Here is a 25,419-nt window from a genome sequence, read left to right as displayed (position 1 = left end):
CAACCGGATTACCCTTCGCGGCACCGGCACTGCCTTTTCCCGTATTAGTCTCGGTTCTCGTGACCGATCCCACGTATGACCAGGAACTCCACGCCCGCCGCGCCTCGTCGTTCGGCGGCCACGCCGCCGCCTACGCCGAGCACCGGCCCGACTACCCGCAGGCCGCCGTCGAATGGGGGCTCGCCGGCGCCGCGCACGACGCGCGCGAGGTGCTCGACCTCGCGGCCGGCACTGGAAAGCTCACGCAGGGGCTGGTGGACCTCGGCCTCACCGTGACCGCGGTGGAGCCCGACGAGGGCATGCTCGCCCAGCTGTCCCAGCTCCTGCCGGACACGAGGGCGCTCACCGGCAAGGCCGAGGACATCCCGCTGGCCGACGAGTCCGTCGACGCCGTGTTCGTCGGGCAGGCGCTGCACTGGTTCGATCTGGAGCCGGCGTTCGCGGAGATCCACCGCGTGCTGCGCCCGGGTGGGGTCGTCGTCGCGCTGTGGAACCACGACGACTTGACGGTGAAGTGGGTCGTCGAGTTCGCGAAGATCGTGCGCACGGGCGTGAGCCGCGTGTTCCGCGACGAGAACGAGGGCCTGTCGGCGGCCGGCTTCGAGCCGTTCGAAGACAGCGAGTTCCCGCACACGCACCGCCGCACGATCGACACGCTGCTCGCCACCGTCGGCACGCACTCCAACTTCCTGGTCGCCGAACCGGCCGAACGCGACGCCGCCCTGGCCGCCGCGCGCGAGTACCTCCTGGCGGTGCCGGAAGCGGGCGCGGGCGAGTTCGACTACCCGCTGGTGACGACGGTGTTCCGGGGTCGCAAGAGCTGAGGTTCCCTGGCGACGAAGATCTGTGTCTTTGGCCCCGGCTCCGCCGGGGCGCGTGAGATCGCTTTGAGCCGGTTTCTTCCCTCCCGATGTGCCCGGCCCGAGGGCCGAGCACATCGCTCAGTCCAGAAACCGGCGCGATCTCGCGACGTGGTCGAGTTCCCTACCGCAGCTACAGGCGTAGCGCAGCCCCTAGCACAGGTCAAAGGCCGACAGCGATGGGCTCCACTCACACCGCCGGTGGCCTTCCCACTCCACGGCTCGCGAGATCGCGTCGGCTTCTGGACTGAGCGGTTTCGTCGGCCCCCGGGCCGACGAAACCGGGAGGGAAGAAGCCGACTTTCGGCGATCTCGCGCGCCCCGGCGGAGCCGGGGCAGAAGACTCAGTGGGGTTGAAGGTGCTGCACTAGAAAACCGAAATCTCCAACGCACGCAGCCGCTCGGGATCACCGACCACGTCGATCGCCGTGATGCGGTCGCCGTCGAAGGTGAACGTGAGCACCACTTCGAGGCGGCCACGCGGCGCGAGCACGAGGGCAGGCGCACCGTTGACCAGCGCCACCTGCGTGCCCCGCGCGCGGGCCGTAGCGAGCAGCGCGCCCTTGCTCACGCTGCGGACGCCCCGCAGCACGACGGGCGCCGGAGCCCCGGACACGGCGGCGTCGGCCTGCAGCACCACGTCGGGGTCGAGCAGCTGCAGCAGCGCCTCGAAGTCGCCGCCGCGCGCGGCCGCCAGGTAGGCCTCCACGGCCTGGCGGCTGCGCGTGACGTCGGCCGTCGGCTGCTCGCCACGGACCCGGCGCCGGGCGCGGCTGGCGATCTGGCGCACGGCCGCCGGTGTGCGGTCGAGCATCACCGCGATGTCCTCGAACGGCACCGCGAACATGTCGTGCAGCACGAACGCGATGCGCTCGGCCGGTCCCAGCGAGTCGAGCACCACCAGCAGCGCCAGCCCGACCGAGTCGGCGAGCTGCGCTTCCGCCTCGAGGTCGAAGTCGTCGCCGCGTTCGAAGACCTGCGCCTCGAGCGAGTCCTCACGCCGGCGTTCGCGCGTGCGCAGCTGGTTGAGGCACTGGCGCGAGACGACCGTGGTGAGCCAGGCGGGCAGGCTCTCGATCTCCCGCGCGTCCACGCCGTCGAGCCGCAGCCAGGCTTCCTGCACGGCGTCTTCGGCTTCGCTCAACGAGCCCAGCATCCGGTACGCGACTGAGCGCAGCCGCGGCCGGTTCTCTTCGAACTGCTGCGCCAACCAGGCCTTTTCGTCCACGTGTCACATTCCTCCGTCGCGCGGGTTCACCGAAGTACACACCGACAATCCCGGTCACGTGACCGGAACGGAGGAAGAAATGAGCACGATCCTCGTCACCGGCGGCACCGGCACGCTCGGCACCCTCGTCACCCCGCTGCTGCGGGACGCGAAGCTGCGCATTCTGAGCCGCCACGCACCCGCCGGCGCCGCTGAGCACGTCGCCTGCGACCTGCTCAGCGGCGAAGGGCTGGAAGCCGCCGTCGACGGCGTCGACGTGGTGCTGCACCTGGCCGGCGGACCCAAAGGTGACGACGTGGCCACCGCGAACCTGGTCAAAGCCGCCGAACGCGCGGGCCTGAGCCACTTCGTGCTCATCTCGGTGATCGCGGCCGACCGCGTGCCGCTGGGCTATTTCACGCGCAAGTTCGAGGCGGAGAAGACGGTGATCGCCTCGGGTCTGCCGTGGACGATCCTGCGTGCCGCCCAGTTCCACGGCTTCTGCCTCGACGCGGTGCGCGCCGCCGCGAAACTGCCCGTCGTCCCCGTGCCCGGCGGCATGCGGTTCCAGCCGGTGGACGCCCACGACGTCGCGGCCCGGCTCGCCGAACTGACCCTCGGGGCGCCCGCCGGCCGCGTCGCCAACCTGGCGGGCCCGAAGGTCTACACCATGCGTGAACTCGTGGAGGATTACCTGCGGGCCAACGGAAAGCGCCGCCCCAAGCTGCCCGTCCACCTGCCCGGCAAGGCCGGCCGCGCCTACCGCGCGGGCGACAACCTCAACCTCGACGCGGAAACCGGCACCCGCACCTGGGAGGAATTCCTCGCGCAGAACTAGCGCACGTTTCGTTCGTAGACCAACCGCAGACCCAGCAACGTCAGATCGGGGACGTGCTCCTTGATCGTCTCCGATTCGCCGATCACCAACGGCGCGAGGCCGCCGGTCGCGATCACCGCGACCGGCTCGGTTTCCTCGCTGCGCAGTTCCCGCACAATGCGTTTGACGAGGCCGTCGACCTGGCCCGCGAAGCCGTAGAGGATGCCGGACTGCAGGCATTCCACGGTGTTCTTCCCGATGACCGAACGCGGCCGCACGAGCTCCACCTTGCGCAACGCGGCAGCGCGGGAGGCGAGCGCGTCCACAGAGATGTCGATGCCGGGGGCGAACGCGCCGCCGAGGAACTCGCCCTTGGCGGAGATGGCGTCGACGTTCGTGGACGTGCCGAAGTCGACCACCACGCACGCGGTGGCGTGCAGGTGGTGGGCGGCGAGGGTGTTCACGAGCCGGTCGGCGCCCACCTCCTTGGGGTTGTCCACGAGCAGCGGCACGCCCGTGCGCACGCCGGGTTCCACCACGATCTTCGGGAGCCGCGCGTAGTAGCGGCTCAGCATCACGCGCAGTTCGCGCAGCACGGCGGGCACTGTGGACAGTGCGCTGATGCCGGTGATCGCGTCGGCGTGCGGGCCGAGCAGGCCGCGCATGGTGAGCGCGAGCTCGTCGGCGGTCATGCGCGCGTCGGTGCGCATGCGCCAGTCGCCGACGAGCCGCTGGCCCTCGTACAGGCCGAGGACGATGTTGGTGTTGCCGACGTCGACGGTGAGCAGCAACGCGGACTTCCTTTACTGCGGCCCGGTTTCGCCGCCGACTCGGTGGGTTACGGGCTCAGCTTTCCGCGTGCAGCAACGCGTCGAGCCGGCGGGCGTCGGCGGTTTCGGCCACCGGGAAGGCGATCGTGTCCTCCTCGGGCAGCGTGACGGTGCCGCTCAGCAGCCCCGACCCCTCCGGCGCGTGGGCCGGATCGGTCCCGCGTTCGACGATCTGGTTGTCCTCGTCGACGAAGATCACCCGCGGCTCGTAGTTCAGCGCCTCCACGCTGTCCATCTGGCCGTAGGAGATGAGGATGACGAGGTCACCGGGGTGCACCAGGTGCGCCGCGGCGCCGTTGATGCCGAGCACGCCGCTGCCGCGCTCACCCTTGATCACGTAGGTCTCGAGCCGGGCGCCGTTCGTGACGTCCACAATGGACACCTGTTCACCCGGCAGGAGGTCGGCGGCCTCCATCAGGTCCTCGTCGACGGTCACCGACCCCACGTAGTGCAGATCCGCCTGCGTCACCGTGGCCCGGTGGATCTTCGACTTCAGCATCGTGCGGTACATCGTGGACTCTCCCTATTCCCCTGCGTCCGGATCCACGCTCGGATGGTCCACAGCCCGTCCGAGCAGCACTCCCACGTTGTCGATCAGCCGGGTGCTCCCCACCCGGGCGGCGATCAACAGCCGTGCCTCACCGTCGACGGGCGCCGGCCCGAGATCGGTTCCCCTCAGCTCCAGGTAGTCCACCTCCACCTGCGGACGCTCGGCGAGCGTCCGGCGAGCCATGTCCAGCACCGCTTCGGCCCCTTCGCGGCCGACGTGCGCCCCTGCGGTCAGCGCCGCGGAAAGCACCACGGCGTCCTCCCGCTGCTCCGGCGTCAGGTACACGTTGCGGGAAGACAGTGCGAGCCCGTCGCGCTCGCGGACCGTCGGCACCCCGATCACCCGGGTGTCGATGTTCAGGTCGGCCACCATCTTCTTGATCAGCACCAGCTGCTGGTAGTCCTTCTCCCCGAAGAACGCGTAGTCCGGGCGCAGCAGGTTGAACAACTTCGCGACGACAGTGAGCACCCCGGTGAAGTGCCCGGGCCGCACGGCGCCCTCCAGCTCGTCGCCGAGCGGGCCGGGGTGCACGGTCACCATCGCGTTCTCGGCGTACAGGTCGCTCGCCTTCGGCGTGAAGGCCAGCTCGACGCCGGCTTCGCCCAGCGTTGCGAGGTCCTCTTCCATGCGCCGCGGGTACGCCTCGAAGTCCTCACCCGCGCCGAACTGCAGCGGGTTCACGAAGATCGACGCGGCCACGATCGTGTTCGGCAGGCGCTTCGCGCGGCGCATCAGCTCGCGGTGGCCGTCGTGCAGCGCGCCCATCGTGGGCACGAGCGCCACCTTGTGGCCGACACTGCGCAGCGCGCGGCTCACCTGGCTGATGTGTTCGGGCGGCTGGTACGCGTTGAGCGTCGCGCGCTGGAACTTCGGTGTGGTCACGGGGTCTGCCCTTCGGCGGGGTCGTCGAGGAGGTCGGTCAGCTCGGCGGCGGTCGCCGCGTCGAGCAGGCCGGCGGCGTGGGACCGCTCGGCCGTGCGCCGGGCCAGTGCCCGGTAGGCCGGGGCGATCGCCGGCTCCGTTCCCGAGAGCACGGTGAGGTGCTTGCGGACGGTGCCGAGATCACCACGCGCCACCGGGCCGGTGAGGGCGCGGTCGCCGTGGCGCAGCACATTATCCAGTGCGGCCGACAGCAGTGGTGCGACGAGTCGTTCCGAATGCCCGATTCCGGCTTCGCGCAGGAGCTCCGTGCAGTCGGCGACGAGCGTCATCAGGTGGTTGGCGCCGTGCGAGAGGGCCGCGTGGTAGAGCGCGCGGGCGGCCTCGGGGATGCGCACCGGCTCGGCGCCCATCTCCACGGCCAGCGCCTCGCCGACGTTCCAGGCCACCTCGTCGTCGGGGGCCGCGGTGACGCCGATGCTGGCGGTGCTGAGGCGTTCGAGGTCTTCGGCGCGGCCGGTGAACGTGAGCACGGGGTGCAGCGCGAGCGCCAGCGCACCGGCCTGTGCGGCGGGCTGCAGGACGTCGACGCCGTGAGCGCCGGAGGTGTGGACGACGATCTGGCCCGGCCGCAGCGACTCCGTCGCCACGAGCCCGCGAACCATGCCTTCGAGGGCGTCGTCGGGCAGCGCGAGCAGCACCAGGTCGGCGCGGCGGACGACCTCGTCGGGCGGCAGCAGGGGGACGTCGGGCAGCAGGCGTTCGGCCCGCGCCAGCGACTCGGCCGACAGGCCGGACGCGGCGACGACCGTGTGGCCGGCCCTGGCCAGTGCGGCGCCGAGGACGCTGCCCACCCGGCCGGCCGAGACCACGCCCACCGCGAGGCGGGCCGGTCGGTTCATGGCGTGCGCCTGTGGACGCTCATGGCTCGAAACTCCTTGGCTCGTTCCAGTCCCGCTCTTACGGCGCGGGTACCAGACGACGGCGCGAGAGTAGCCCCGTCGCGTCCGGATCGCGGAGCTCTGGTGACGAGCTTCACCCGGTCGTTCAATCGCGGAAGTAATTTAATCGCGTCTCGGAGATCTGTGCGGCGGAGGGCCGCCGCACCCCCGCTGAGCACGGGTTTTTCGGCTCGATCGAGCTACCCCGCCGGGGGGATGACGATCATCGCGGCTCGGCCGTGGTGGCGAGGCGCACGGCGTCGGCGCGAGCTGCTTTGAGGGTGCGCAGCAGCTCGTCCTGGCGTTGCTGGTCCTCTTCGCTGCGGATTCTGTTGCGCCCCAGGAACGCGAGCTCCGAAACGCTCGCCTGGTACAGCCCGACCGCCCGCGCCGCCGCTCTGCCGGATTCGCGTCTGGCCTGTCTGCGCCACGCGCGGCGCCCCGAGAGACTCGCCAGCAGGCTGACCTCCGACTTCGCGATCCACCGGTCGGCCACCATCTTCGGCAGCGCGGCCGCCACGATGCGCTGTTCGCGCCGCCGTTGCAGCACGATCACGTAGACCACGCCGATGAACAACGGCACCATGATCAGGAAGTACACGGTGAGGAACGCCTTCGAGCCGCCCAGCGTGGCCGCGCTGTTCCACAACGCGTGGAGCAAGACGCCCGCCAGATACCCGGCCAGCGGCGCGACCACCCGCAGCCACCGCTGCCGCGTGCGCGCCGCCACCCCGAACCCGATGCCCGCCATCACGGCGAACAACGGATGCGTGAACGGCGACAGCACCCCACGCAGGAAAAACGCGGCGAGCACACCCGCGTTGGCGCCGTTTCCGAAGCCGTACTCGGCGAACGCGCGGCCGAAGTAGTAGATGTTCTCCGTGAACGCGAAGCCGGCCGCCGAGAAGCCCGCGTAGACGATCCCGTCGACCACCCCGTCGAACTCCGCGCTGCGGCGCCAGAAGATGAGCAGCACGAAGGCGTCCTTCGCCGCTTCCTCCACCAGCGGCGCGGAGACGAGCGCGCTGACCTTGGAGCCGTTCCCACTGCCGAGCAGGATGTCACCCACGGCCTCGGCGCCACTGTTGATGACCAGCGCGGTGATCGTCGCGATGCACGCCCCCCACGCGAAGGCCAGCAACAGCAACTTCGCGGGCTCCGGCTCCCACCGATCCACCCACAGGAACCCCGCGACCACCACCGCCACCGGCACGAGCGCCGCCAGCACCCCGATCGCGACCGCCCCCACCCCGACGCGCGCCGTGGCCAGCCCGAACAGAAACAGGCCACACAACGCCACGACGATCAACCCGACCACGGGCAACAACACCGTCACCCGACGCGGAAGGCGAGCACCGGGTCTCGCCGCTGAGCCCTTCGTGGTGGGGAGGGTTCCGTTCACGAGCGGTCACCATACGGGGGTGAGGTGTGCGGTGCTGGCTGTGGCTCTTCGAGGCCGCGGTTTTCCCGCCGTGGCCTCGGCTGCGCGGGCTTCACCGATGATCTCGGGGCTCGGTGTTTCGGCTGGAGAGGCCACACACACAACGAATCCGGCTCGGCCCGCGCACCCGGCTCCGGCACCGGCCGCCGTTGCCGCACAAGCCCCGCTCCAGACTTCTGGCTCCGCGAAGAACCCGGCTCAGCCCGCCCCCACCGGCCTCGGGTGCGATTGCCGCGCAAGCGCCGCAGGTTTTAGGCCCAGGCGTCTGGCTCTGCGATGAATCCGGCTCGAAGAGCGACCGCGCTCTTCGACTCCGGCCGCCGTTGCCGCGCGAGTTCCTTCGGGCTCGGGCCACTGGCTCCTGGCGCAGCGACGAATGCGCCGCTAACCGACGCGCTCTCCTGCTCCGGCCACAGCAGCCGAGCGGCCCAGCGCAGGGACGCTGCCCGGCCAGTGTTTCGGTGCCGTTCTCGGGTCACCGACGACTGCGCAGTGGCGCTGCTTTCGTCGCCTGCCGCGCGGCGGGCCGGCAGCTACCGGCGGCGACGCCTCCGGCTCGGGTCGAACCGGCCGTACGACCCCGGTCCCGCGGGCGTAGTGAGGCGGCGCTGCCATCACCCCCGCGTTTGCCAAGCGGCGAGCCCGCGAGCCCGTGAGGCGTGCGGGCCGCCAGAAGGCTTGTACACAGCGAAAAGCCCCGGCCCATCCATGCTGGGCCGGGGCTTTCCGTGCGGTTCAGTCCTCCGCGCGACGGCGGCGGCGCGGGGCGGATTCGGCGGCGCCGTTGGCGGCCAGGAGTTCCGTGACCGACCGGCCCGCCGCGTGGGAGCCGCTGGCCGGTGTGGGGTCGGCGGAGCGGCGGCCGCGAGAGGGGGTGTCCTCGGGGGCGTCGACGGGGGGCACGTTGCGGCGGCTCTGCGAAGCCCGCTCGGTGACCATGCCTTCCCACGCGGGGGGCTCGCCGTCTGGGCGACGGCGACGGCCGCTGCCGGGCGTTTCGGCCGGTTCGTCGTCGGAGCGGCGGCGGCGGCCGCCGGAACTCTTGGTGACGGTGCTGCGGACCGATTCCGGCAAGGTCGGGTTGACCGGCTCCTCGGGTTCGTCGCCCGGGTTCGAGTGGGCGCCGTGCCTGGTCGCGGGGGCGGAGTCGGCCAGGGGTGACAGGTCCGTGCGCGAGAACTGTTCCAGGCGCGAAGGCTTGCGCTGGCCCGGTTCCGTGTGCGACGGCTCCGGGGGCTCCGCCACGGGCGGGAGGTCGGTGCGCGACGCGGTGGCCTCGCGGGGCTTCGGCGGGGTGTCGCCGGAGGAGCGGCGGTCGCCGAAGTCGGCGGACGCGTCCCAGGCCGGCTTCCACGCGGCCGTCGACTCTCCGGTCGGCGGGTCCTGGCGGCCCACGCGGGGCAGGTCGGGGCGCGACACCTCGGCGTGCGACACCGGCGGTTCGACGCGGCGCAGGTCCGGCCGAGACACCTCAGCGTGCGAGACCGGGGGCTCCACCCGGCGCAAGTCAGGCCGAGAGGCCTCAGCCCGTGACACCGGCGCCTCGACGCGACGCAGATCCGGCCGAGACGCCTCGGCGCGCGACACCGGCGGCTCCACCCGGCGCATCCCCGGGCGCGAAACCTCGGCCCGCGGCACCTGGCGCGTCTCCTCGAGCGAATCGGGCTTCGCGACCGGCGCGACGGTGCGCGTCGGCTGCGACTCGGAGGCGGCGGCCTGGCGGCGTGCGGCTTCGGCGCGCAGCTCGGCGGCCTTCACGGCGCGCGCGGCGGCCGACTCGGGCTCGGCTTGGGGCTGGGGCGACGGCTGCGGAGCCGGCTTCGGCCGGTTCTGCTTCGGCCGCGCGAGCTGCTGCGTGCGCTGGGTGTTCAGCGAAGCGGGCGGCTTGCCGTTCGGACCCTGGCCCTGCCCGGGACCGTGCTGGCCCGTGCCATTGGCCGGCTTGCGCCGCCGGTCGGTGCCGGGGGTGTCGAGCACGCGGTCCATCAGCTCGGTGGGCCGGTCGTTGCTGACCTCGACCACCGGCTTCTTCGGGGCCATCAGCTGCGCGGGCTTCTTGCCGTTGCCGTTCTTCGACTCCGAGCCGGCGGACACGAGCCGCTGGTCGTCGTTGAGCGAGCGCATGCGCGTGGCCTGCGCGGTGAGCGCGACGCGTTCCAGCAGCACCTCGCCGCCGAACAGCGACTGCAGGCTCTCGCGCAGCGCTGACACCTCGGCGCGCAGCGCGTCGAGCTCTTCGCGCGACTTGGCCTCCGCGGACTCCCTCGTCTCGGCTTCGATCTCCAGCTCGTACTCACGCCGAGCCGCGATCTCGCGTTCCAGTTCCAGTTCGTATACCGCCTGCGCCTCGGCGACCGCGTCCTCGCTGTGCGCCGCGTGCTTGCGATACCTCACGGCGAGGAAGGCGCCGATCAAGGCGGCCCAAAGGGCTGCGACGATTCCCAACCGGAGGAACCGGAGGTCGTCGCTGAGCACCAGTGCGAGAGTGGCTCCGATGGCGAGGACGAATCCGACGACGAGCCACGGCCTGCCCAGAAGGCGGCCGCGCGAGTCGTCACCCACGCCGGTCATGACAGACACCGTACCTTCTAGTGATCCGAACGAGACCTAGTCGGTACTTCGAGCGGCAGGATCTGGTCGTTAACCGGTCGTCGAACGGTTGTCAGGCCGCTCGTCACCGGGAGGGGTCCGGCAGGAGTGCTCGAGCCACAAAGCCGCAGCTACGAGCATCGCGGAGCACACCGCGCCGACCACCGCGGCACGGGTGTCGAAGACGCTGGCGACGAGTTCGTCACGTCGGGGAAAAACGTACGCGAACGCTGCCAGCCAACCCCCTGTCATGAAGGATCCGGCCAACGAGGACGCCTTCGCGAGCGCTACTGAGCGTGCGATGCCGATCGACGCCGTCACCCGTCCGGCCTTGATTCTCGACCTGATCGTGTAAGCCATGATCGCCTCGATCACAGCGAGTACTGCGAACGTGACTCCTGCCAGTGTCGGGAGTCGGGGCAGGTCACCGTAGGCGAGCTGGAAGACGACGTAGACCAGGACGAGGCCGAGAACCGCGGCCACCACCAGCTCACGGGGCCGGGTGAAGTGCATGGGGTCTACCGTACCGAGAGCTCTTGACCCTCCAGTGGCTGGAGACTCCACCATGCGTCGTGTGGGTGCCACCGCGGTCTTCACGATCGGCGAGCTGTCCAGGCGGACGGGGCTGCCGGTCAAGACCATCCGCTTCTACTCCGACGAGGGCCTGCTCCCGCCCACGGAGCGCACCGACGCCGGCTACCGGCTGTACGACGCCCACGCGCTCGCCCGGCTGGAGCTGGTGCGGACGCTGCGTGAGCTGGGGCTCGGCCTCGCCGACGTCGCTCGCGTCCTGGAACGCGAGTCGTCGGTGCGCGACCTGGCCGTGCGCCACGTCGAGGCCCTCGACGAGCAGATCCGCAGGCTCCGGCTGCGCCGGGCCGTGCTGCGGGCGGTGGCGAAGAGAGATTCCGAACTGGAGGAAGTGAAGCTGATGAACCGCCTCGCACAGATGTCCGACGAAGAGCGCAAACGCCTGGTCGACGACTTCTGGGCCGAGATGACCGAGGGCCTCGACGTGGACCCCGAGTTCTACGAGCGCATGGGCTCGGCCAAGCCCGAGCTGCCGGACGACCCGTCGCCCGAGCAGCTGGAGGCCTGGCTCGAGTTCGCCGAGCTCGTGCAGGACCCGGAGTTCCGCCGCCTGATCCGCGGCATGAGCGAACGCCACGCGGCCGACCGCGACGCCGGCGCGGCCACCGAGGTCACACAGGCCCAGCGCGACAACTGGCTCGCCTGGTCCACCGCCGCCCGCGCCGCCCTCGACGCGGGTCTCGGCCCCGACTCACCACAGGGCCGAGAACTGGCCGACACCATCGCCACGGCCTCGGCCGGCACCGGCGACGACCCCGCGGACCCGGCCTTCCGCCGCGCCCTGGCCGACAAGTTCGCCTCCGGCGGCGACCCCAGGGCCGAGCGCTACTGGCAGCTGCTGGCGATCATCAACGGCTGGCCGCCCATCCCGAGCGCCCAGCCCGAGGTGGGTTTCCTGCTGGCGGCGCTGCGGTCTGAGTAAGGGCGGGCCCGACTGCGTTACCGCCGAATCGGTGAACGGCCGGTGAACGGCGCCGAGTCACCAAAGCCGCAGGTCCGGCGTCCACCCGCGACACCCATCGGCGCGATGGCCGCCACCCCAACCGGGCGACGGCCACTGCGGCGAGCCTGGAACCTCGCCACAGGCGGGGGCACCATGCCCGCGGGTCGCTCGCCCCCGGCGAGTCTAGGCGAGCCGCAGGTCCGGCGAATGCTGAGTCCTCCGGCGCGACACACACCGGCGCAGTGGCCACCGCCCCAATCCGGCGACAGCCGCTGCGTCGGCGAGCCTGGAACCTCGCCCCAGGCGGGGCACCACGCCCGCGGGGAGCTCGACGGGTCTAAGCGAGCCGCAGGTTCGGCCGGAGGACGACACCCGCTTTGTCGTCCTCCGGCCGAGCCCGCAAGAGATCCGCTACGGGACCGTGGCCCAGCAGGACCGCGTCCGGTTCGATTTCCAGCCACGGGATCAGCACGCTGGCGCGGTCGGGGGTGCCGGGGTGCGGCAGCAGCAGCCGAGGGTCGTCGGAAACCACGGCGTCGACGGTCACCACGTCCACGTCGAGGGTCCGCGGCCCCCAGCGCAGCTCGCGGACGCGGCCGGCCGCCTGCTCCGCGGCCTGCGCCACCTCCAGCCACGCCCAGTGGTCGCGCGCGGGGTCGTCGACGAGGCAGACGGCGTTGAGGAAGTCCGGCTGGTCCTCGACGCCCCACGGCTTCGTCTCGTACACGCTCGACACGGCCACCAGCGCCGGCCCGACGGTGTCCAGCGCGATGCGCAGGTACGCCAGCCGGTCGCCGAGGTTGGAGCCCAGCGAGAGGACGGCGCGGCTCACCGCTCGCGCCGGACGGTGACCGCGACGTCGTCGAACGTCAGCGGGATCGGGGCCGAGGGCTTGTGCACGGTGACCTCGACGGCGTTCAGGCGCGAGTCGCGCATGACCTCGTCGGCGATCTTGCCCGCGACGCTCTCGATGAGGTCGTACGGCTCGCCCGCCACGATCCCGGCGGCCAGCTCCGCGAGCTGGCCGTAGTGCAGGGTCTTGGTCAGGTCGTCGGACGCGGCGGCCGGACCGAGGTCGAGCCACGCGGTGACGTCGACGATGAACTCCTGACCGTCGCGCTTCTCGTGCTCGAACACGCCGTGGCGGCCGAACACCCGCAACCCCGTCAACGTGATGCGATCAGCCATCAGCCCGCCCCTTCCGCCACGCGGCCGCGACGGCGACCGCGTCGAGTGACGCGCCCACCTCGTGCACGCGCACTCCCCAAGCCCCGGCCGCGGCGGCCAGCGCGGAAATCGCTGCGGTGGCGTTCTCCCGCCCGTCCGGCGGCCGCGGCTCACCGTCCTTTTCGGCCAGCAGCCGGCCGAGGAACCGTTTGCGCGAAGCGCCCACGAGCACCGGGAAACCCAGCGACAGCACCGAATCCAGGCCGTGCAGCAGCGCCCAGTCGTGCTCGGCGTGCTTCGCGAACCCGAGCCCGGGGTCGAGCACGATCGCGCTTTCGTCCACGCCCGCGGCGAGCGCTTCGTCCACTCTGGACTGAAGCTCGCTGCGCACCTCGGCCACGACATCGGTGTACGTCGCGAGCTTGGTCATGTCCTTGCTGTGCCCGCGCCAGTGCATCAGCACCCACGGCACGCGGCACTCCGCGGCGACGCGCCCCATGTTCGCGTCGGCCAGCCCACCGGACACGTCGTTGATCACCCGCGCCCCGGCCTCGACGGCCGCCTCCGCGACGGAAGCACGCGTCGTGTCCACAGACAGCGCGACACCTTCCGACGCCAGCTGCCGGATCACCGGCAGCACCCGCTCCGCCTCGGTCTCCGCGTCCACGCGCAGCGCGCCCGGCCGCGTCGACTCGCCGCCGACGTCGATCAGGTCCGCCCCGCGCGCCCACATGTCGCGCGCGTGCTCCAGCGCCTGGTCGAGGTCGAGGTAGCGGCCGCCGTCGGAGAACGAATCCGGCGTCACGTTCAGTACGCCCATCACGGCGCACCGCCCGGGCCGGGGCAGGCCCGGGATCACGGGCGCCGGCCCTTGATCAGCTCGATCGCCTCCGCGCGCGAAGTCGCCGAAGTCCGCATCAGCCCCCGCACCGCCGACGTGACCGTCAGCGAACCGGGCTTGCGGATCCCGCGCATCGACATGCAGAGGTGCTCGGCCTCCATCACCACGATCACGCCGCGCGGCTCCAGCCTGCGGTCCAGCGCATCGGCGACCTGCGACGTCAGCCGTTCCTGCACCTGCGGCCGCTTCGCGTAGAGGTCGACGAGCCGGGCGAGCTTGGACAGCCCGGTGACCTTGCCGTTGGCGTTGGGGATGTACCCGACGTGGGCGACGCCGTGGAACGGGAGGAGGTGGTGTTCGCAGTTCGAATACATCGGGATGTCCGTGACGAGCACGAGCTCCTCGTGCGACTCGTCGAACGTCTTCGCGAGCACCTCGTCCGGGTCGGTGTAGAGGCCGCCGAACATCTCGCGGTAGGCGCGGGCCACGCGGGCCGGCGTGTCGCGCAGGCCGTCGCGGTCGGGGTTCTCGCCGCAGGCCAGCAGAAGTTCCCGGACAGCGCGCTCCGCCCGATCCTGGTCGAAGACCGGGACCGGGCGGAGGCCGTCGTCGCTAGTGCTTGTCTGGTCCGTCCACGTCACGCCGTTGCTGCCCCTCGTCCGGCTGCTGGCCGTTCGCGCCGTCGGCGAACCAGCCCTGCTCACGCGGACGGTCTTCGGCGGGGCGCCACGGCTGGCTGCCCGGGGACGTCGCCGGGGTCCAGCCCGGAGGCGCCCCGTAGTTGGGCGGACCGCTCTGCGCACCGCTCGGGCCACCTGGGTTGTAGCCGCCTGCCGGACCGCCCGGCTGCTGACCACCATACGACTGGGGCCAGCGACCAGTGCCGTTCGGCCCACCGTTCGGACGGCCGCCGTTGGGCGGCGGAGCGTACGGGTTGGCGTTCGGGTCGGGCGGCGTCGGCGGCGCGTACGGCGGACCACCGGGGAGGTCACCCGCACCCGCGGCGGTGCCGACGGGCGTCGGCGCCGGCTGCAGGACCGGCTTCTCCTTCTCCGGCGGCGGCCACGGCTCGCCGCGCTCCATCGCCAGCTCGCCCGGGGTCTTGATGGGCGGCTTGTCCGACGGGGTGCGCTCACCGAACTCGTTGAAGACGGTGATGTGCGGGCGCTTCTCGACGGTCGCGAAGATCCGCTCGAGATCCTTGCGCTGCAGCGTCTCCTTCTCGAGCAGCTCCAGCACCAGGTTGTCGAGCACGTCGCGGTAGGTGTTGAGCACGTGCCACGCCTCGGTGTGCGCCGTCTCGATGAGCTTGCGCACCTCCTCGTCGATCTCGTGCGCCACCTCGAGCGAGTAGTCGGCCTGCCGGCCCGCGGAGCGGCCCAGGAACGGGTCGCCCTGCTCCTGGCCGTACTTCACGGCGCCGAGCCGCGCGCTCATGCCGTACTCGGTGACCATGGAGCGGGCGATCTTCGTGGCCTGCTCGATGTCGGAGGAGGCACCGGTGGTGGGCTCGTGGAACACGAGCTCCTCCGCCGTGCGGCCACCCATCGCGAAGACCAGGCGGCCGATCATCTCCGACCGGGTCATCAGCTGCTTGTCGTCCTCCGGCACGAGCAGGGCGTGGCCGCCGGTGCGTCCGCGCGGGAGGATCGTGAGCTTGTACACGGGCTCGATGTCCGGCATCGCCCACGCGGCGAGCGCGTGCCCACCCTCGTGGTAGGCCGTGATCTTCTTCTCCTTCTCGGAGATGATGCGGCTCTTGCGCGCCGGCCCGCCGACCACGCGGTCGACCGACTCTTCGAGCGCCACGTCGGTGATCACGTGCCCGTTCTGGCGGGCGGTGAGCAGCGCGGCCTCGTTGAGCACGTTGGCCAGGTCCGCACCCGACATGCCGACGGTGCGCTTGGCCAGGCTCGTGAGGTCCACGCCCTGCGCGATCGGCTTGCCCTTCGAGTGCACCTCGAGGATCGCCTTGCGGCCGCGCAGGTCCGGCGCCGACACGGGGATCTGGCGGTCGAACCGGCCCGGGCGCAGCAGCGCCGGGTCGAGGATGTCCGGCCGGTTGGTGGCCGCGATCAGGATGATGCCGCCGCGGGCGTCGAAGCCGTCCATCTCCACGAGGAGCTGGTTCAGCGTCTGCTCGCGCTCGTCGTGCCCGCCGCCGAGGCCGGCACCACGCTGGCGGCCCACCGCGTCGATCTCGTCGACGAAGATGATGCACGGCGCGTTCTGCTTGGCCTGCTCGAACAGGTCGCGGACGCGGGACGCACCCACACCGACGAACATCTCGACGAAGTCGGAACCGGAGATCGTGTAGAACGGCACGCCCGCCTCACCGGCGACGGCTCGCGCGAGCAGCGTCTTACCGGTACCGGGCGGCCCGTAGAGCAGCACGCCCTTCGGGATCTTCGCCCCGAGTGCCTGGTAGCGCGCCGGGTTCTGCAGGAAGTCCTTGATCTCGTACAGCTCTTCGACGGCTTCGTCCGCGCCCGCCACGTCACCGAACGTCGTCTTCGGCATGTCCTTGTTCAGCTGCTTGGCCTTGGACTTGCCGAAGTTGAGGACGCGGTTGCCGCCGCCCTGCGCGTTGTTCATCATCCACATGAGCAGGCCCAGGACAAGGGCCAGCGGGATGGCGAAGATGAGGATCTGCGTCAGGATGCTCTGCTGCGTGACCTTGGTGTCGAACTTGACCGGCTGCCCGTTGACCTTCGCGGAGACGAGGTCGTTGTAGATGTTCACGGCCGCGTTCGCGGGGTACTGCGCGACGATCTGGTCCGTCTGGGTGCCGTTCACATCGATCTTCTGCGTCAAGGACAGCTTGACCTGCTGTTCCTTGTCCTCGATGCTGGCTTCCTTGACGTGGCCGGCCTCGATCTGCGCGTTTGCCACGGAGATCGGAGCCTGGGTGTAGCCACGATCGCTGTCGAAGATCGTGTTGTAGGCGAACAACGCCAGCAACCCTGCGACGATCCACAGCAGTGGGTTCCTGAGCACGCTCTTCCGGTTCATACGACTCGGCCCTTGCGGCCTCGACCCTCCCTGGTTGGGCGGCTCCTGTGATACCCGCCATCACGATGTTGACAACCCGTGGTGCCCGGGCCAGTCCCACCAGGGTACCGCCCGTCCGGACGATCGACCCTTGTGAGCCTCACGCAGGTCAACGGGCAATACGGCATGAGGGTTCCCGGATCGTGCCGGTTCGCGTCACCCTAGCGTGTGTCGGCGGCCACTGAAGCCACCATCTCACCGAGTCGCGTCCGTAGCGTCATCGGGTCAGCGGGCGCCACTGTCACCCATTCGCGGCCATCGGATCCCGCCCGCGACAGGCTCAGATAACGGCCCGTGGCGGTGTCGAACCAGCCCAGCACGCGGGACCGCTGCCGGGCTCCGAGCTGGGTACGGCTGTTCGCGGCCAGCTGACCACCGCGAAGCCGCGGCTGGCCGGAGATCAGCGCGTACGTCTCGCGCGGGTCGACCGTCGCGCGCTCGCTCAGCGACTGGCGCTTGGCCCGTCGCCCCTTCTCCTCCGCCCCGCCGAGGCCGCCCGCGGCGACAGGCACGCGGATCGGGCGTGTGTGCAACGCCTCGTCCAACGGGAGTGTGACGGACGCCTCGCTGCCGCGGCGGCCGCCGGGCAGCAGGTCGACGATCGTGGAGACCAGGCCGTCGGCCGGGGTCTCCCGAAGCCAGATTCCGTCGGCGTCCTGGATGGCGACGACGCCGGCGGCCCGCCCGTCGCCGGCCGCGAGCAGCGCGACGGGGTGGGCCTGGAACTCGGGGATGTGCAGCGCGTCGAGCGAGATCGGCGCGCGGGCGAGCAGGTTGAGCCACTCGTCCACGGGCGGTTCGAGCCGGCCGCGCGCGTCGCGGACGCCCCGCGCCTTGAGCTCGACGTCGACCCGGTGCCGCAGCGATACGCGCTCGTCTTCCGTGGCACCGTGCGAGCGCACGCGCAGCGGGTAGGGCAGCTCGCCGAGACCCGCGGACTCCCAGAGGAAGTCGAACGCCAACGGCGAGAAGAACTCTTGGTGCATGCGGTGGTGCTCACCCTCCAGGATCGATCTCTTGCTCAGCGTAGCGCGAGCGAACCCCGGGCAGAAACGGCCTGAAGTGCTGAACTACCAGCAGCTCCTCAGAACGCTGCCGCGCTCTCCTGCCCCGCCGCGCCGGCCATCATCTCGCCGAGACGGTGCCGCAGGGTCGCGGCGTCGGCCGGCGCGATGGTGATCCAGTCGCGCCCGTCGCGACCGCGGGTGGCCTGCGTGAAGTAGCGGCCGGTCTCCGTGTCGAACCAGCTGAGCACCGGCGACCGGCTGCGCCCGCCGAGGCGATTGCGCGCGTTGGCACCGATCTGCCCGCCGCGCAGCCGCGGCTGGGCGTGCAGGCGGGCGAGTGCCTTGCGGTCCTCGTCCACGCTCGCGCGGCCCGAGGCGTCGACCTGGTTGCCGCGCCGCTGCATGAAGTCGACGCCAGAGCTGCCCACGAGCTGCTCCAGCGGCACCGTGATCGACTTCTCCGTGCCGCGCGGCGCGCCCGGCAGGAGCGAGACGATGGCGGTGGCCAAGCCGTCGGCCGGGCACGGCTGCAGGTGCAGGCCGCGCTGGTCCTGCACGGCGAACAGGCCCTGCTCGCCGACGACGCCGGCCACGGCCAGCAGCGGTTCGGCGCTGGGATCGAGCAGCTGCACCGTGTCGAGGCTCGTGTCGGGCGCGGCGAGGATGCCGAAGTACTCCTCGACGTGCGGCGCGGGCCGGCCGCGGCCGTCGGCGAGACCCCGCTGGACCAGGCCGCCGAGCGTGCGGGCGCGCAGTGCGTCGCGCTCGTCGACGGTGGCGCCGTGCGAACGGATCCGCAGCGGGTAGGGCAGCTCACCCAGCGCGGCCGACTCCCACAGGAAGTCCACCTCGAGCGGGGTGAGCAGCTCCGCGTTCGGCATCGACCAAACCCCCAAACCCCGTGTCACACCTTGTGTTCAGGACGTTGTGTTCAAGAAATTGTCGGTGGTGCTGCGCCGTGTCCGAGACAGACGATCAGAGACAGACGGTCCGAGACAGACGCGGGCGCGCGGCCGGGAAGGCCGCGCGCCCGCGGGAAGTCCGTCAGTTGTCGTCGTCGTCCGACCAGGCACCGATCACCGGCGGAGGCGTGGCCTCGTTGGCACCGAAGGCGTCGTCGGGGTCCGGCTCGATGAGGAAGGACGCGTGGGTGTGCTCCTGGTCCTCCTGGCCCTGGCCGCCGTGGGCGCCCATGCCGCCACCCATGCCGCCGCCCATCGGGTTCATGCCCGGCGGGGTCTGGCCACCGATCGTGCCGCCGGCGGAGACCACGCCCTGCTGCTGCGCGGGCGCGGCGCCCTGGGCACTCTGGTGCTCGGCGGCCGCCGACGTGCTCTCCTCGTTCTTGCGCGCGCCACTGCGCGAGCCCTGGCCGAGCTTGGCGCTCGCGAAGCCGGCACCGCCGCCCAGCGCGCTCAGGCCGAGCGCCGAAGCGGCACCACCACCGCCGCCGCCGGCGGACACGGCCGGCGCGGCCGGAGCCGGTGCCGGGGCGGGCGCGGCACCCGCGCCTGCCGAAGCGGCCAGGCCGCCGTCGAAGCCCGACGTGCCGTAGGTACCCGAGTTGCCGGTGACCAGCGGGCCGCCCGCACCGGACGTCCCCGCGGCCGCGCTGCTGCCGGAGTGGCCCGAGTAGCCCGTGCCACCGCCGCCGACGCCGTAGCTGCCGGCGGCGAGCGCACCGGCGCCGACCGGCGCCGAGACCGCGCCGACGTTGCCGAAGTCGTTGCCGTTGAAGTGCGTGGGCGTGGGCTTCATGCCGAGCGAGTCGGGGCCGAAGCTCGGGGTCGTGTTGTCGACCTCTTTCATCGACTGCGTGTAGGCGTTGAAGAAGGCGACCTGCTGGGCCTTGACGTCGTTGGCGGCGTCGGCCTGGGCCTTCTGGTCGGCGGCGAGCGCGGCGGGACCGCCGGCCAGCGCCGCGGACATGGCCTGCTTCGGGTCGTAGTCGAGCGGCGCCGGCATCTTCTTGACCTCGGCGGCGGCCGCGGCCTGCTTCGCGAGGCGGTCGGCCATCGTGTGCGCGGCGTCGGAGGCCTGCGTGCCCGAGTTGGCGATGGACACGAGCGCGCCCTGCGCACCCGCGGCACCTTCGCCGACCCACGCGTTGCCGAGCTCGGCGACGGCGTTGAACAGGTCGTCCGACGCGGTCTTCAGCTCGGTGCCGTGCTTGGTCCACTGCTGCCCGGTGGCCTCGGCCGTGCCCGGGTCGTTGTCGGTGATCGCGCCGTTGTAGAGCTGGTGGCTCTCCTGCGCGTTCCAGTTGGGCGGGTTGGCGATCGCCCGGTCGCCGCCCATCTCGAACCCGCCGGCGCGACCGCGCGCGGAGTCGACGATGTTCTGCGAGACCGAGTTGTCGCCGAGCGGAACCGCAGACCCGCTCGCGGGCGCGTTCTGCGCCGGCGGCTGCTGGCCGTAGCTGCTGCTGTCGTGGTTTCCAGCCATGACTTCGTGATCCCCCTCGTCAGGCCTTGCGGAACGGGTCGGCCGCGGACTGATCGAACTCGTGGTAGCGCGCCATCGCGGTGAGGATGCCTTGCTCGGCCGCCTCGTACTGGCTCAGCAGGTTCTGCAGGGCCGCGGAGTAGGAGTCGCCACCGCCGTCGGCGCGCTGGACGAACTTCTCGGCCATCGCCTGGCCGACGGGGTTCGCGCCGAGCTTCGGCGGCTGCGCCAGCGAACCCGCGCTGTTGAGCAGGGCTTCGACCGCGTCCTTGCCCGTGCGGATCTTGTTGAGCGCGGTCTGCGCGGCGTCCGGGTCGATGCCGACCTGGCCGTTGACAGCGGCGCTCTTGAACGCGTTGGCATCGGCCAAGCTGCTGTTGCCCATTGCCCTCTCTCCGTTCCCCCGCGCGAGCTCCCCGCTCGCTTGGCAGTAGGTCTTCGCATAGGTTAACGCACCAGGTCGGCACCTATGACGCGATCGGCGAACCCCAGGTTCCCCGCTGTGTGTGATCGCCGCAACACCGCCTGCGCGTTACCACCTTTGACACGTTCGAAGGCCCCGCGAGGTTCAGCCCCGGCTTCAGGACGTGTAGACGTGCGGGTCCAGTGTGCCGATGTAGGGCAGGTCGCGGTAGCGCTCGGCGTAGTCGAGGCCGTACCCGACCACGAACTCGTTGGGGATGTCGAAGCCGATGTACTTCACCGGCACGTCGACCTTCACGGCCTCCGGCTTGCGCAGCAGCGAGACGACCTCGAGCGACGCGGGGTTGCGGCTCGCGAGGTTCTTCAGCAGCCACGAAAGCGTGAGGCCGGAGTCGACGATGTCCTCGACGATCAGCACGTCGCGGCCCGCGATGTCCCGGTCGAGGTCCTTGAGGATGCGCACCACACCCGACGACGAGGTCGAGGAGCCGTACGACGACACGGCCATGAACTCCAGCTGCGTCGGCACCGGCAGAGCGCGGGCGAAGTCGGTCATGAACATCACGGCACCCTTGAGCACGCCCACCAGGAGAAGGTCACCCTGGCCGTTTTCGGGGTAGTCCGCGGCGATCTTGGCCGCCAGCTCCGCGATCTTGTCCTTGATCTGCTGCTCGGTGATGAGCACGGAGGCGATCTCGCCCTCGTACACGGTCATTCCCCTCGGGTGGTGGGTTCGGGTCCGGACAGCGAGAGCCTGCCACGGCACCGGCGCGCCTCCAAGTTGCCCGGCAGCCAGACGCCGCCCTGCCCGCGCCAGCGCGCCACGAGCGCGTCGACCGAGCGCAGGTGCGCGTCGGTGAGTTCGCGCACGCCCGAGCCCAGCAGCCACCTGCGGAGAACCCGTCTCCGCAGTGCCGCGGGTTCGGCTTCGAGCACTGTCACGGCCAGCCCTTCGGGCCCGCCCGCGCGGGTGAGAATCCTGTCCGCGACTGTGTCCAACGCCTCGGTGTCGTCACGCAGCTGTGCGGCCGTTCGGGCCAACGCGGCCGCAACGCCACCGGCGAGCACGTCTTCCAGCAGCGGCAGCACTTCCGTGCGGAGGCGGACGCGGGTGAAGCGCGGATCGGCGTTGTGCGGGTCCTGCCACGGTTCGACGCCGAGCTCGGCGCAGGCGCCGCGGGTCTGCTCCCGCGTGACGCCGAGCAGCGGCCGGCCCCACGGCGGGTCGAGCGGGCGCATGCCGGCCAGCGACCGCGGTCCGGAGCCGCGGCCGAGGCCGAGCAGCACCGTTTCGGCTTGGTCGTCGAGGGTGTGGCCGAGGAGCACGAGTCCTCCTTCGCCGTCGGGCATTGCTTCGCGCAGCGCGCGGTACCTCGCGGTGCGCGCGGCGGCTTCGGGGCCGCCCTTGCCGGTGACGTCGACGGTGAGGATCTCCGTCGCATCCACTCCGAGCTCCTTCACGGCCACAGCGGCTCGCGCGGCGACTTCGGCGGAGCCGTCCTGAAGCCCGTGATCGACGATCAGCGCTCGCGTACGCAGCTTCAGGTGGCGCGCGACGTATGCCGTGGCTTCCGCCAGGGCAAGGGAATCCGCCCCGCCGGACACGGCGACGCACACCTCCGGCGGCGGCGTGTGCGTCGTCAGGAACTCCCGCACGGCCCGGCGGACCGCCGCGAGCGCGCTCACCCGTGCAGGCGCCGCACCCAGGCCGCGGGATCGCTGATCTCGGCCCGGGTCGGCAGCGTGTTCGGCGACCGCCAGACCGCGTTGAACCCCTCCATGCCGACGGCGTCCACCACGTGCTTCGTGAACTTCGCGCCTTCTTCGTACTGGCGGATCTTCGCGTCGAGCCCGAGCAACGCGCGCAGCATGCGGTCGAAGACACCGCCGCCCTGACGCCGCGCGCTGAAGCGCGAGCGGATCACGTCGACGGTGGGCACGACCTGCGGGCCGACGGCGTCCATCACGTAGTCGGCGTGGCCTTCGAGCAGCGTCGACAGGGCCAGCAGCCGGTCGAAGATCGCGCGTTCGGACGGCGACTGCAGCAGTTCGGCGATGCCGATGCCCTTGCCGCGTTGCTTCAGCGCCTCGGGCAGGCGGCCCACGAGGTCGGACAGTCCGTCGGCGGAGTGGCCGGCGATGCCGGTGACGAGGCGTTCGACCTCGTCGGCGAAGTAGTCGCGCAGCCACCGCACGGCCGTGAACTGCAGGCGGTGCGTGCACTCGTGCAGGCAGACCCACAGCCGGAAGTCGTGCGCGTGCACCTTCATCGCGCGCTCCGCGGCGACCACGTTGGGCGCGACGAGCAGCAGCTGCCCTTCGCGTTCGGGGCCGCCGAAGGGGTCGTACTGGCCGAGCACGCGCGAAGCGAGGAAGGACAGCACCAGTCCTGTCTGCACGCCCGCGCCCGACGCCAGGATCGGGCCGAGCGGGCCGCCCTGCGCTTCGGGCAGCGCGCGGCCCGTGAGCGCTTCGAGCCCCGACGCGGCGGAGCGCACCCAGCCCGGCCGGTCGACGACCGTGCCCGGCAGCAGCGGCAGGTCCCTGCCCAGGCCCGTCAGCTCCCGCACGTGGCCCTCGGCCTCGGCCGTGAGGTCACGCAGGTCGGTGACCGCGCGCGCGGCCTCTTCCTTCGGCACCTGCGGACCACCGCGCACCAACCGCGCTCCGGTGGACGCCGCGAGGTCCCAGTCGACCATCGGCCGCCGTCGGGTCTCGGTTTCCTGGCTCACCTGTCCGACGCTACCTGCACGAGGGCACTTTGCCCGACTGAATCCGCAACCGATTCGCCTAGTTGCAGCCACACTTCCGCAGGGTGGTTGCGAGCACGTCGAGCGCGGCCTGGCCCGGGTTCTTCTCCGAGCCGTTGGACATGAACGCGAACGCGAGCACGCGGTTGTCGCTGTCGAGCACGTAGCCGGCGAGGGTGTTGACGCCGGTGAGCGTGCCCGTCTTCGCGCGGACCCAGCCCTTGCCCGCGGCCGAGTTCGGCGTGGCGTAGCGGCTGGCGAGCGTGCCGGCGGGGCTGCCGGCCACGGGCAGGCCCGCGAGCAGCGGGCGCAGCTTCGGGGTGTCCGGGTTCTTGCCGTCCGGCGCCGCGGCCTCGGCCAGCACCTGCGCGAGCAGCCGCGCGGGCACCTTGTTCTGGTTGGACAGGCCGCTCGTGTCGGACAGCTGCAGGCCCGTGACGTCGAACCCGTGGTCGGCCAGCACCTTTTTCACGGACGCGGCCGCGCCGGAGAACGACGCCTCGGCGCCCGCGGTCATGGCGACCTGGCGGCCGAGGGCGTCGGCGAGGACGTTGTCGGAGATCTGCAGCAGCGCGTACGCCAGGTCCGGCAACGGCGCCGACTGCACCTGCGCGACGACCTTCGCGTCGGCGGGCGCTTTGGCGGTGCCGGCGGCCTGCGCGCCGAGCTTGTCGGCGACGAGCTGGGTGAGCGTGGTCGCCGGGTTGCCCGACCGCGGCGTCTCGTCGACCGACGGGTTGAGGCGGCCACCGTCGGCCATCGCGGGCACGATCGGCGCGCCGTAGGTCGACGGCGCGTCGCCGGGCTCCCAGCCCGGGGCGGTGGTGGGGCCGGAGTAGGCGCTGACGTCGACCTGCACCTTCTGGACGCTGGGGTCGGCCTTCTTGATCTGGGCGACGAGGTCGTCCACGTGGGCCGCACCGGGGTACAGCGGCGAGTCGGTGCCGATGGGCAGCGCCGTCAGCGACGGATCGCCACCGCCGACGATGATCACCGTGCCGGGCGTCGAGCCTTGAACGACCTTGGTGACGATCCGCTTCGTCGGGTCCATCGACAGCAGCGCGGCCGACACCGTGAGGATCTTCGTGGTCGATGCCGGGGTCAGCGGCGTGGCCGAGCTGTGGTCCCACAGGACGGAGCCGGTCGCGGGGTCGATCACGCTGCCGCTGAGCTGCGAAAGCGCCGACGCACCGGCAGGCCCGGCCAGCGCCGAGGCGACGCCGCTCGCGCTCGGGCCCTGGCCCGACGTCTCCGGGCCGTGCAACGCGAGCGTCACGGACGCGGGGTCGGGGCTGTCACCCTTCGGCGCATTCGGCGCCCACGGAAGGCCGAGCCGGTTGGACACCTGCGGCATCGCGGACGCGACCCCGGCCGCCGCGAGCACCAGCACCACGACCAGCCCGAGGACGATGAACTTCTTCTTGCCCCTCTTGGTTTTCGGCTCATCCGCGGGGGTCTCCCGCTGCGCCTCGCCGCTTTCCTGGTCGTCGTAGCCGCCGGCGAACCCTTCGGCGGGACGCTCGATCCCGACGGTCGCCTCCGCCGGGAACTGCCCGCCCGACGGCTCGATCCGCACCGGGCGCGCCTGCATCCCCGACGCCGGTGGCACCGCACCCCGCGGTGGCTCCGGCAGGCTGCGGGGGCCTGGGTTTTGGAGGCTGTCCCACTGGGGTGCTTCGCGCGGGCCTTCGGATTCCTTGCCGCTCTGGTTGGTGTGGAAGACGTCCCAGCGTTCTTCACGCGGGGACTCGGTGTTCTGGCGCTCAGGTTCTTGGCGGTCTTGTTGCTGGCGCTGGGGTTCCTCGCGCTTCTGCTCATTGCGGAAGACGTCCCATTTGGACACGTCGATGTACTCGGTGCCGCTGTCCCTGTTGGCCGGTCCGGCGCCCTCGCCCGCCTCTTCCTTCGACGGCTCGGCAGTCTGGAACATCGCCCCGCCCAGACGCGGCTCTTCGTTCTGGCTCTGGTTCTGGTCGCCCTGGTTCTGCTCTCCGCGGCCCTGATCGCCACGGTTCTGTTCGTCGCGGTTCCGCTCGCCCTCACCCGGGCGCGCCGGCCGCTCCACCGGCACCCAGGGCACAGCCGGC

At 71.5% G+C, this 25,419-nt stretch carries 23 protein-coding genes and 1 pseudogene; 3 read left to right on the top strand and 21 right to left on the bottom strand.

The features are described from left to right. Positions 1-59: 59 nt before the first annotated feature. The gene (locus ACFY1H_RS05445) at positions 60-824 is read left to right on the top strand and encodes a class I SAM-dependent methyltransferase (protein WP_366582337.1); all 765 of its coding nucleotides are present in this window, start codon (positions 60-62) and stop codon (positions 822-824) included. A gap of 403 nt (positions 825-1,227) precedes the next feature. Here the strand turns inward: ACFY1H_RS05445 and ACFY1H_RS05440 are convergent, their stop codons facing one another. Next, complete coding sequence (locus ACFY1H_RS05440) at positions 1,228-2,088, bottom strand: sigma-70 family RNA polymerase sigma factor (protein ID WP_366588726.1); 861 nt, start codon at positions 2,086-2,088, stop codon at positions 1,228-1,230. A gap of 79 nt (positions 2,089-2,167) precedes the next feature. Here ACFY1H_RS05440 and ACFY1H_RS05435 point away from each other — a divergent pair, with 79 nt between their 5' ends. Continuing rightward, complete coding sequence (locus ACFY1H_RS05435; RefSeq protein WP_386944763.1) at positions 2,168-2,905, top strand: SDR family oxidoreductase; 738 nt, start codon at positions 2,168-2,170, stop codon at positions 2,903-2,905. Here the strand turns inward: ACFY1H_RS05435 and ACFY1H_RS05430 are convergent. The 7 genes and pseudogenes from ACFY1H_RS05430 to ACFY1H_RS05400 all read right to left on the bottom strand — a co-directional run bounded on the left by ACFY1H_RS05430 (position 2,902) and on the right by ACFY1H_RS05400 (position 10,627). Next, a complete protein-coding gene (locus ACFY1H_RS05430; RefSeq protein WP_366588731.1) occupies positions 2,902-3,675 on the bottom strand; it encodes a type III pantothenate kinase in 774 nt (257 codons plus the stop codon). The two genes, ACFY1H_RS05435 and ACFY1H_RS05430, sit on opposite strands and share 4 nt — an antisense overlap. A 55-nt stretch (positions 3,676-3,730) precedes the next feature. Beyond that, positions 3,731-4,225, bottom strand: coding sequence for an aspartate 1-decarboxylase (gene panD, locus ACFY1H_RS05425; RefSeq protein ID WP_220244802.1), 495 nt, complete (start codon positions 4,223-4,225; stop codon positions 3,731-3,733). A gap of 12 nt (positions 4,226-4,237) precedes the next feature. Next, on the bottom strand, positions 4,238-5,146 hold the full coding sequence (panC, locus tag ACFY1H_RS05420; protein WP_366588734.1) for a pantoate--beta-alanine ligase: 909 nt from the start codon (positions 5,144-5,146) through the stop codon (positions 4,238-4,240). Next, positions 5,143-6,057: pseudogene (locus ACFY1H_RS05415) on the bottom strand (Rossmann-like and DUF2520 domain-containing protein); the annotation flags it as partial. The gene panC and the pseudogene ACFY1H_RS05415, both read right to left, overlap by 4 nt. Before the next feature lie 250 nt (positions 6,058-6,307). After that, positions 6,308-7,414: a PrsW family intramembrane metalloprotease gene (locus tag ACFY1H_RS05410; RefSeq protein ID WP_386944867.1), complete on the bottom strand. Its 1,107-nt coding sequence runs from the start codon at positions 7,412-7,414 to the stop codon at positions 6,308-6,310. 846 nt (positions 7,415-8,260) lie between these two features. After that, the gene (locus ACFY1H_RS05405; protein WP_386944760.1) at positions 8,261-10,096 is read right to left on the bottom strand and encodes a DUF6779 domain-containing protein; all 1,836 of its coding nucleotides are present in this window, start codon (positions 10,094-10,096) and stop codon (positions 8,261-8,263) included. A 69-nt stretch (positions 10,097-10,165) separates the two neighbouring features. Further along, on the bottom strand, positions 10,166-10,627 hold the full coding sequence (locus ACFY1H_RS05400) for a DUF3180 domain-containing protein (protein WP_366588741.1): 462 nt from the start codon (positions 10,625-10,627) through the stop codon (positions 10,166-10,168). Positions 10,628-10,688: 61 nt separating this feature from the next. Here ACFY1H_RS05400 and ACFY1H_RS05395 point away from each other — a divergent pair, with 61 nt between their 5' ends. Continuing rightward, positions 10,689-11,627, top strand: a complete 939-nt coding sequence (locus ACFY1H_RS05395; protein WP_386944758.1) for a MerR family transcriptional regulator — start codon at positions 10,689-10,691, stop codon at positions 11,625-11,627. Positions 11,628-11,985: 358 nt separating this feature from the next. Here the strand turns inward: ACFY1H_RS05395 and folK are convergent, their stop codons facing one another. The 13 genes from folK to dacB form a co-directional block, all read right to left on the bottom strand. Next, positions 11,986-12,480, bottom strand: coding sequence for a 2-amino-4-hydroxy-6-hydroxymethyldihydropteridine diphosphokinase (gene folK / locus ACFY1H_RS05390; RefSeq protein WP_386944756.1), 495 nt, complete (start codon positions 12,478-12,480; stop codon positions 11,986-11,988). After that, positions 12,477-12,836, bottom strand: coding sequence for a dihydroneopterin aldolase (folB, locus tag ACFY1H_RS05385; protein WP_366588747.1), 360 nt, complete (start codon positions 12,834-12,836; stop codon positions 12,477-12,479). The genes folK and folB overlap by 4 nt, the downstream gene beginning before the upstream one ends. Continuing rightward, positions 12,829-13,635 carry a dihydropteroate synthase gene (gene folP, locus ACFY1H_RS05380; protein WP_366588749.1) on the bottom strand — a complete coding sequence of 269 codons (807 nt, stop codon included), beginning with the start codon at positions 13,633-13,635 and terminating at the stop codon, positions 12,829-12,831. Before folP ends, folB begins: the two co-directional genes overlap by 8 nt. Before the next feature lie 35 nt (positions 13,636-13,670). After that, positions 13,671-14,297 (bottom strand): GTP cyclohydrolase I FolE, encoded by a 627-nt coding sequence (folE, locus tag ACFY1H_RS05375; RefSeq protein WP_366588751.1) that lies wholly within the window; start codon positions 14,295-14,297, stop codon positions 13,671-13,673. Further along, the gene (gene ftsH, locus ACFY1H_RS05370; RefSeq protein WP_386944753.1) at positions 14,269-16,668 is read right to left on the bottom strand and encodes an ATP-dependent zinc metalloprotease FtsH; all 2,400 of its coding nucleotides are present in this window, start codon (positions 16,666-16,668) and stop codon (positions 14,269-14,271) included. The genes folE and ftsH overlap by 29 nt, the downstream gene beginning before the upstream one ends. 200 nt (positions 16,669-16,868) lie before the next feature. After that, positions 16,869-17,693 (bottom strand): ESX secretion-associated protein EspG, encoded by an 825-nt coding sequence (locus ACFY1H_RS05365; RefSeq protein WP_366588755.1) that lies wholly within the window; start codon positions 17,691-17,693, stop codon positions 16,869-16,871. 98 nt (positions 17,694-17,791) lie between these two features. Next, on the bottom strand, positions 17,792-18,595 hold the full coding sequence (locus ACFY1H_RS05360) for an ESX secretion-associated protein EspG (RefSeq protein ID WP_366588757.1): 804 nt from the start codon (positions 18,593-18,595) through the stop codon (positions 17,792-17,794). 163 nt (positions 18,596-18,758) lie between these two features. Further along, the gene (locus tag ACFY1H_RS05355; RefSeq protein ID WP_386944750.1) at positions 18,759-20,159 is read right to left on the bottom strand and encodes a hypothetical protein; all 1,401 of its coding nucleotides are present in this window, start codon (positions 20,157-20,159) and stop codon (positions 18,759-18,761) included. A gap of 19 nt (positions 20,160-20,178) precedes the next feature. Continuing rightward, positions 20,179-20,544: a hypothetical protein gene (locus tag ACFY1H_RS05350; RefSeq protein WP_285971916.1), complete on the bottom strand. Its 366-nt coding sequence runs from the start codon at positions 20,542-20,544 to the stop codon at positions 20,179-20,181. A 195-nt stretch (positions 20,545-20,739) separates the two neighbouring features. After that, positions 20,740-21,291 carry a hypoxanthine phosphoribosyltransferase gene (gene hpt / locus ACFY1H_RS05345; protein ID WP_220247209.1) on the bottom strand — a complete coding sequence of 184 codons (552 nt, stop codon included), beginning with the start codon at positions 21,289-21,291 and terminating at the stop codon, positions 20,740-20,742. A 2-nt stretch (positions 21,292-21,293) separates the two neighbouring features. After that, on the bottom strand, positions 21,294-22,268 hold the full coding sequence (gene tilS, locus ACFY1H_RS05340) for a tRNA lysidine(34) synthetase TilS (protein WP_366588761.1): 975 nt from the start codon (positions 22,266-22,268) through the stop codon (positions 21,294-21,296). Next, on the bottom strand, positions 22,265-23,281 hold the full coding sequence (locus ACFY1H_RS05335; RefSeq protein WP_366588839.1) for a zinc-dependent metalloprotease: 1,017 nt from the start codon (positions 23,279-23,281) through the stop codon (positions 22,265-22,267). Before ACFY1H_RS05335 ends, tilS begins: the two co-directional genes overlap by 4 nt. 91 nt (positions 23,282-23,372) lie before the next feature. Next, positions 23,373-25,412 (bottom strand): D-alanyl-D-alanine carboxypeptidase/D-alanyl-D-alanine-endopeptidase, encoded by a 2,040-nt coding sequence (gene dacB, locus ACFY1H_RS05330; RefSeq protein WP_386944748.1) that lies wholly within the window; start codon positions 25,410-25,412, stop codon positions 23,373-23,375. Positions 25,413-25,419 lie beyond the last annotated feature (7 nt).

It is taken from the genome of Amycolatopsis sp. NPDC001319, from assembly GCF_042896185.1.
Taxonomy (GTDB): domain Bacteria; phylum Actinomycetota; class Actinomycetes; order Mycobacteriales; family Pseudonocardiaceae; genus Amycolatopsis.
The sequence above is the reverse complement of the archived record's forward strand: the minus strand, read 5'-3'. Positions and strand labels throughout refer to the sequence as shown.

Excerpts from the sequence above, each read along its gene's own strand:
- ACFY1H_RS05400 (WP_366588741.1), bottom strand. The coding sequence starts at position 10,627 with ATGCACTTCACCCGGCCCCGTGAGCTGGTGGTGGCCGCGGTTCTCGGC.
- panD (WP_220244802.1), bottom strand. The coding sequence starts at position 4,225 with ATGTACCGCACGATGCTGAAGTCGAAGATCCACCGGGCCACGGTGACG.
- ACFY1H_RS05350 (WP_285971916.1), bottom strand. The coding sequence starts at position 20,544 with ATGGGCAACAGCAGCTTGGCCGATGCCAACGCGTTCAAGAGCGCCGCT.
- ftsH (WP_386944753.1), bottom strand. The coding sequence starts at position 16,668 with ATGAACCGGAAGAGCGTGCTCAGGAACCCACTGCTGTGGATCGTCGCA.
- folB (WP_366588747.1), bottom strand. The coding sequence starts at position 12,836 with ATGGCTGATCGCATCACGTTGACGGGGTTGCGGGTGTTCGGCCGCCAC.
- ACFY1H_RS05355 (WP_386944750.1), bottom strand. The coding sequence starts at position 20,159 with ATGGCTGGAAACCACGACAGCAGCAGCTACGGCCAGCAGCCGCCGGCG.
- ACFY1H_RS05405 (WP_386944760.1), bottom strand. The coding sequence starts at position 10,096 with ATGACCGGCGTGGGTGACGACTCGCGCGGCCGCCTTCTGGGCAGGCCG.
- ACFY1H_RS05335 (WP_366588839.1), bottom strand. The coding sequence starts at position 23,281 with ATGGTCGACTGGGACCTCGCGGCGTCCACCGGAGCGCGGTTGGTGCGC.
- ACFY1H_RS05360 (WP_366588757.1), bottom strand. The coding sequence starts at position 18,595 with ATGCCGAACGCGGAGCTGCTCACCCCGCTCGAGGTGGACTTCCTGTGG.
- folP (WP_366588749.1), bottom strand. The coding sequence starts at position 13,635 with ATGGGCGTACTGAACGTGACGCCGGATTCGTTCTCCGACGGCGGCCGC.
- ACFY1H_RS05365 (WP_366588755.1), bottom strand. The coding sequence starts at position 17,693 with ATGCACCAAGAGTTCTTCTCGCCGTTGGCGTTCGACTTCCTCTGGGAG.
- ACFY1H_RS05435 (WP_386944763.1), top strand. The coding sequence starts at position 2,168 with ATGAGCACGATCCTCGTCACCGGCGGCACCGGCACGCTCGGCACCCTC.